At 50.3% G+C, this 5,029-nt stretch carries 6 protein-coding genes; all 6 read right to left on the bottom strand.

Going from position 1 to position 5,029, the window contains the following annotated elements:
• Positions 1-80: 80 nt before the first annotated feature.
• The 6 genes from Q3886_RS08255 to Q3886_RS08230 are packed head-to-tail and all read right to left on the bottom strand — an operon-like array spanning position 81 to position 4,986.
• Complete coding sequence (locus Q3886_RS08255; RefSeq protein WP_301860883.1) at positions 81-1,091, bottom strand: C4-dicarboxylate ABC transporter; 1,011 nt, start codon at positions 1,089-1,091, stop codon at positions 81-83.
• Positions 1,091-1,894 carry a tRNA pseudouridine(38-40) synthase TruA gene (gene truA, locus Q3886_RS08250; protein WP_301860882.1) on the bottom strand — a complete coding sequence of 268 codons (804 nt, stop codon included), beginning with the start codon at positions 1,892-1,894 and terminating at the stop codon, positions 1,091-1,093. The genes Q3886_RS08255 and truA overlap by 1 nt, the downstream gene beginning before the upstream one ends.
• Entirely contained in the window at positions 1,891-2,691 is an 801-nt protein-coding gene (locus tag Q3886_RS08245) for an energy-coupling factor transporter transmembrane protein EcfT (RefSeq protein ID WP_301860881.1), read from the bottom strand. The genes truA and Q3886_RS08245 overlap by 4 nt, the downstream gene beginning before the upstream one ends.
• Positions 2,681-3,550, bottom strand: a complete 870-nt coding sequence (locus Q3886_RS08240) for an energy-coupling factor transporter ATPase (protein ID WP_301860880.1) — start codon at positions 3,548-3,550, stop codon at positions 2,681-2,683. The genes Q3886_RS08245 and Q3886_RS08240 overlap by 11 nt, the downstream gene beginning before the upstream one ends.
• The gene (locus Q3886_RS08235; protein ID WP_301860879.1) at positions 3,535-4,374 is read right to left on the bottom strand and encodes an energy-coupling factor transporter ATPase; all 840 of its coding nucleotides are present in this window, start codon (positions 4,372-4,374) and stop codon (positions 3,535-3,537) included. Before Q3886_RS08235 ends, Q3886_RS08240 begins: the two co-directional genes overlap by 16 nt.
• 60 nt (positions 4,375-4,434) lie before the next feature.
• Positions 4,435-4,986 (bottom strand): DUF805 domain-containing protein, encoded by a 552-nt coding sequence (locus Q3886_RS08230; RefSeq protein ID WP_301860878.1) that lies wholly within the window; start codon positions 4,984-4,986, stop codon positions 4,435-4,437.
• Positions 4,987-5,029 lie beyond the last annotated feature (43 nt).

Here is a 5,029-nt window from a genome sequence, read left to right as displayed (position 1 = left end):
AGCATATCTTCTTCCTATTGACAGGCTATATGGCGCAACTTTTTCTACATATTCAGAAAAAAGACGCGCTGCTGCGCGTCTCAGTATAACTTCCAGAGGGTCTTATGGACAGCTGCCCAGATCGTTTTAAACGAAAGATACAGGATCAGAGAGGTGCCAAACAACAGGAGAAATATGCCCAGTCCCTTCGTCCACAGGACGGGATGATCTACACTGTAGTGAAGAACGCCGTTCGTAAAGGCCATTGTAGGGAAGCTGCAGGCCCACCAGCCCATACAGAACGGTGAATGGCGCATGACGTACAGAATCTTAATGGCTATAGGCCAGAACAGAAAGATGCCGGCATTGATAAACAGCACCGTAAAGGTATCAGGCGCAAAGGTCTGGGTATACGTAATATAGCCCATGCCAAAAGGCGCCATGAGAATCATCAGACTCGGCTGTACGGCATTGGCCGTCATATTTTTGGCAAACAGGCTGTGTGCAAAAAGGAGAAAAATCAGGGGAATGCCCGTGACCAGCCCAATGGCAACGCAAAATATGGATATATCGTGATATCCCGGATTCTGCAGGACATTGCCGGCAATGGGAATCGTAATAGGCCCCAGGACGGCCAAAATCCAGGCCGGCGTGACAGATTCGACCTGCTGACGGCTGTACAGCCAGTATTCAAGCAGAATCCAGCTGAATACCATAATAAGAATCAGACCGGCATACCAGAAGATGCTGGCAATCGTGGGCGTATAGGGAGCCAGCACAGCTGCCAGCAGCACTGTCGACACGTTAAAGGTGCCGAAAAAATTGATTTTTGTCGGACTGTCCCATTCCGCCCGTACAGCTTCGGAATCAACACGCCACTTATGAAAATACCGGGAAAAAATAAGTATATAAAACAAGAGAGCACAAAAACCGAAAAATTCGCCAATAACAGCCGGCACTCCCCACAGTTCATGGGCCATTCGCCAGCCAAAGCACATGCCGCAGTACCCCATGGATGCGGCAAACGTAGAAATAGACATAAAATGGACAAAGCCAATCTTGCGGATTTTATCCCGGTCATCAGGCGCAATGACCTCTATATGACGTGACATTATTTGCGCTTCTCTCCTATCTGTTCAATTTGCAGTTTCTGCAGGACCTGCTGCATACGCTGATCCTGGTAAAACACTTCCTCCAGACACAGCCCCCGGGCCGGTGCCGTAGCGCCGAGCTGGGTTCGGTCCCTGCCGTCCAAAATACGGCGAAATTCGTCTGGCTCCAGGCGATGGAGCCCCAAATCGACAAGGCCGCCGGCAATATTTCGTACCATGTGATACAGAAAGCCATCGCCAATGACATGAATATCCAGCAGACTGCCCCGTTCGGTCAGGATAATGCCGTACATGGTCTTGACTGGATTCATGGGCGTCGTATTCTGCCCTTCAAAGGCTGAAAAATCGTGGGTCCCCAGCAGGATTTCCGCACCGGCCTGCATGGCCTGCCGATCCAGGGGCTTGCGAATAAACCAGGCATACCGCAGCTGAAAAGGATCGTGGATGCGCTGATTATCAATAGTATAACAATAATGTTTCCCCACATTATCATGACGGACACTGAAGTGTTCCGGCATATCCCGTGCAGACAAGACGGCAATTTCCGGCGGCAAATACCCTTTCATGGCATAAGGAATCTTCTCCGTCGGAATGGACCCTTCTCCATAAAAATTGACGACCTGACCTCGGGCATGCACGCCGGCATCGGTCCGGGCAGCGCCGTAAATAGTAATGGGACTGCGGAAAATGGCAGACAGTCCCTGCTCAATGCACAGCTGAACAGACGACGCATTCGTCTGGCGCTGAAAACCGTGGAAGTCCGTTCCGTCATAGGCAACAGTCAGGCAGATGTTCTTCTTCATAGGCCCCACCGCATGACAGCCAGAATAACCGTAACAACAATGACCGCCGTCATGGCAATGCCGTCGCGATACGTATAGGCCAGTTCGTTCATTCGCGTCCGCCCTTCACCGCCGCGATAGCAGCGGGCTTCCATGGCCGTTGCCAGCTCATCGGCCCGGCGAAAGGCACTGACAAACAACGGTACGAGAAGGGGAATCATGTTTTTGCCCCGCTTCCACAGGCTGCCGCTCGTAAAGTTAGCCCCCCGTGCCGTCTGGGCTTTCATAATCCGGTCCGTTTCTTCCAGTAAGGTCGGTATAAACCGCAGGGCAATGGTCATCATCATGGCCAGTTCATGAGCCGGCACGCCGACGCGCTTAAACGGCATGAGCAGGTGTTCAATACCGTCTGTCAGAACAATAGGCGATGTCGTATATGTCAGCAGTGACGAAAAAACGATGAGGTAGACCAGCCGGGCTGTCATAAGACTGCCCTGATAGATACCTTCTTTCGTTATATGAATAAATCCGTATTGCCACAATACTTCGCCAGGCGTAGAAAACACGTGAATTGCCATGGTAAAAATAATAATGATCCACAGTGGCTTCAGTGACCGAAGAATAAGCTTCAACGGCAATCGTGATATGATGTAATTCAGCACGACAAAAGCGGTAACCACGCCGTATGAAGCCAGAGAATCGGCAAAAAAGATAGCTACGATGAAAATCATCGTGCCTATAATCTTGGCCCGGGGATCCAGATGATGCAGAAACGACGTGCCGGGAAAATACTGTCCCAGTGTAATATCAGTGAGCATGATCAAGCCCCCTTATCCATTGATAAATCACATTGGCCCCTTCATCTGCCGTATGGACCCGATCGGTAATGGGCAGCCCCTGCTGCTGAAGATACTGCAAAACGCCGGTCACAGGCGGCACGGAGACGCCGGCCTGATGAAGCGCCTCCTGCTGCGTTGAAAAAATATCCAGCGGTTTTCCATCCAGAACAATATCTCCATGGGACAAAACAAGGAGCCGGTCGGCCATTTGGGCAATATCTTCCATATTATGGGATACGAGAATTACCGTAATCCCCTTTTCTTTATGCCACCGCTGAATTTCAGCAAAAATTTCCCGCCGCCCTATGGGATCCAGGCCAGCTGACGGTTCATCGAGAATCAAATAGTCCGGATGAATGGCAATGACGCCGGCAATGGCCACGCGGCGCATCTGGCCGCCGCTCAGGCGGAATGGAGACCGGTCTGCATAGGTTTTGTAATCCAGTCCGACGAATTCCATCGCTTCCCGCACCCGTTCTTCCACGTCTGCGTCACTGAGTCCGAAATTCCGCGGTCCAAAGGCAATATCCTTGGCAATGGTTTCTTCAAACAGCTGATACTCCGGATACTGGAACACCATGCCTACTTTATGGCGGGCTGCCATAGCGGCATCACTTTTCTGTGAAATATCCGTGCCGTCTACATATACGGTGCCTTCCGTAGGCTGAACCAGGCCGTTCAGCAGCTGGACAAACGTCGATTTTCCCGAACCTGTATGCCCGATAATGCCGACGAATTCGCCAGCATGGATTTCTACAGACGTATCATTCAGCGCTTTTTTTTCAAACGGTGAGCCTGCGCCGTACGTATGGCTGACGTGTTCTAACGTAATCGACATAATGCTTCTCCCAATTCTTCTTTCGTAATAATAGTATCCGGCAGGGCAACCCCTTTTTCCCGCAGTTTTGCTGCAATTTCCGCAGCTGCCGGTACGTCCAGCCCCATGTCCAGCAGTTCATGGACATGAGAAAAAACGCTGTGCGGCGTTCCATCCATCTGAACGCGGCCCTGATTGACGACGACCACCCGATCTGCCTGGACTGCTTCTTCCATGAAATGGGTAATAATAATAACCGTAATTCCTTCACTGTTGAGCTGGCGAATCGTCGCCATTACCTCGCTTCGGCCAACAGGATCCAGCATGGCTGTCGGTTCATCGAGAACGATACACTGCGACTGCATGGCCAGAATGCCGGCGATGGCCACGCGCTGCTTCTGGCCGCCGCTCAGCAGATGCGGGCCATGCTTGGCATATATGGTCATATTGACCCGCTTCAGGGCATCACGGACACGATGACGAATTTCTTCAGACGGAACGCCGAGATTTTCCGGTCCAAAAGCCACGTCTTCTTCCACGACAGCGGCAACAATCTGATTGTCTGGATTCTGAAATACCATACCCACATGCTGCCGGATATTCCATATATTATCCGGGTTATCCGTCCGCATGCCGCATACTTCGCAAGTTCCTTCTGTTGGCGTCAGCAAGACGTTAAAATGCTTGGCCAGCGTCGATTTTCCTGAACCATTGGTACCGATAATGGCGACAAATTCCCCTTTTTCAATGGTCAGAGATATATCTTTAACGGCATAAACCGTTTTTCCCTCTTCATCCTGATATGCATGGCTCATATGATTCAGTTTTATCATTGGTATACTCATGCCCTGTCTCCCCTGCTTCATTAGATTCCCGATTATTATACCCTGTTTATCGGGAAAATGCTACCGCATCCGTTCTTTTCCATATGCATTGTCACCATTTGTTCCCCGAACAGTAAACAAAGCCAGATACGTAACAGCCATGATGGACTGTGCTGCCGTAGCCGCCGTATCCAGCGCAGCAATGGGGAAAATATAACTGAGGATATAGCTGATAAAGGGAATAATGAACATGGCGCCCTGTTTATTCATGTCATGGCAGCGGCGCATTCCCAGTGAAAGCTGGGCCCATACGACAGGAATAGTAAGTACGAGAAAAATAATGGCAAATACAATGGCGAAATCCTGCCGGCCAATCAGCACAGCTTCCACAAAACGGCTGTACAAAATAAAGGAAAAGAAAAACTGTGCCGCCATGAGAATAAGGGTGCGCATAATAAAGGGACGGCGGCGCAGGCGGCCTGTAAATACAAAATATTTGGCTTTCAGTTCTGCAAGACTGCGGAAACTGACCGTACTGTCATCAGATCCGGGACCAACAGGCATGGACAAACCGCGGTGAATGCGGGCTGCCGGACCGGACCGTTTTTTTAATTTAATTTTTTTATTTGTCACTATGCGTAACTCCTTCCTAAGACGCAATGATACGTACCTACTC

The organism is uncultured Megasphaera sp. (genome assembly GCF_958350005.1).
Lineage (GTDB): Bacteria > Bacillota > Negativicutes > Veillonellales > Megasphaeraceae > Megasphaera.
This window is presented reverse-complemented; position numbering and strand designations above follow the sequence as displayed.